The sequence below is a fragment of the Paraburkholderia fynbosensis genome, assembly GCF_902859935.1.
Lineage (GTDB): Bacteria > Pseudomonadota > Gammaproteobacteria > Burkholderiales > Burkholderiaceae > Paraburkholderia > Paraburkholderia fynbosensis.
The window spans coordinates 1-1,438 of record NZ_CADIKI010000067.1 but is presented as its reverse complement, the minus strand read 5'-3'; the positions used below and the strand labels follow the sequence as shown (position 1 = coordinate 1,438).

Here is a 1,438-nt window from a genome sequence, read left to right as displayed (position 1 = left end):
CCTTATATGAACGCCTCCCGTTTGCGACGGTTTTCGCGTGCTACGACTGTGGCAGGATGGGTTGCAGCTTTATATTCGGGCTTATTGCAGCCTGATACGCTGCGGCCCACTATGAAATCCGCTGGCTCGCACCTCATTTTTGGCCCGAGCTCGAAGCTCTTGGACAGATTCAGGTTTAGCGAGTCCCGGTCCGACCTGTCTTGTCATCACATACGATTGCCAGCGCAACCTTTCGACGTGTCATCCTGCAAACGTTGAACTTGTACAGAGTGGTTGCTGGTCAGGCCGGCTTCACGCTCACGTGATCCTTGTCGTACTGTCGGTCATGCGCCAGGATTGCCCAGATCGTGCGGGCCATCTTGTTGGCCTGTGCTACGACCGCTACATTCATCGGCCGCCGCTTCCTGAGCTGCTCAAGCCACGGCCCAGGCTCCTTCGTGTGGAAGAGCACACTGCGAGCACCGTGAATCAGCAGCTTGCGCAAATAGGTATCGCCTCGCTTGCTGATGCCCAGCAACTGGACCTTGCCGCCCGAGCCCGTTTGTCTCGGGACTAGCCCGATCCAGGCCGCGAACTCACGTCCGGATCTGAACGTCTTCGCGTCTCCCATCGTCGCGATCGCGGCGGTTGCAGTTAGCAGTCCGACGCCCGGTATAGCAGCAATTGCTCTACATGCCTTGTTCTCTTTCAGCCATGCCTGTAGACGCCGTTCGATTCCAGCAATTTGCTTATCCAGATTCGTCAGACCGTTCCACTGTTCGCGCAGCGTGTCGATCAGAATGGTCGGCAAACGGCACACCAGCCGCTCCAGCACATCCGGCACTGCCTTATCCAGCGCAGCCCGACCCTTGCCCATCACTTCACCGTATTCGGTTAGCAGGCCACGCAGACTGTTGATCTGCATCGTCCGGAATTTCACCAGCTGTTCCCGCATCCGGTGCAGCCCCAGCACTGCCTGCTGTGTTTCCGTCTTCACCGCAACTGACTTGCCCGGCTGTCGCGCCGCCATCCAGATCGCACGCGCATCAGCTGCGTCATTCTTGTTACCCATCACGAACGCCTTGACGAACTTCGCCGGCATCAGCTTCACCTGGTGGCCCATCGCCGTGAGCTTGCGCGCCCAGTGCTGCGAACCACCACACGCCTCCATCCCTATCAGGCACGCAGACCGGTTCGCAAAATGTTCAAGAAACGCCGTCCGCTTCACGGGTTTGTTTACGATCTCGCCCGTCTCCGCGTCGATGTAATGGAGCTGAATGACGTTTTTTGCAATGTCCACACCTACCGTCGTGATATCCATTTGGAGCCTCCAGTTTGCCTGGGAAATCTCAATGGTCTTCCATTTTGGCGTCTTTGATGCCGTTGGCCCGTGAGGCTCCGTTTTCCTCTCGCTCACCGCTCACGGGTGGGAGGCGTTCATATCATTTTTGGCGATCAT

The 1,438-nt window shown here is 57.5% G+C and carries 1 protein-coding gene; it reads right to left on the bottom strand.

Annotated elements, in window-relative coordinates; translation table 11 throughout:
• Positions 1-280: 280 nt before the first annotated feature.
• Entirely contained in the window at positions 281-1,300 is a 1,020-nt protein-coding gene (locus tag HV770_RS38005; RefSeq protein WP_175166525.1) for an IS110 family RNA-guided transposase, read from the bottom strand.
• Between the last annotated feature and the right edge of the window lie 138 nt (positions 1,301-1,438).

Bases quoted from the DNA above. Each gene is read 5' to 3' on its own strand.
- HV770_RS38005 (WP_175166525.1), bottom strand. From the start codon at position 1,300: ATGGATATCACGACGGTAGGTGTGGACATTGCAAAAAACGTCATTCAG.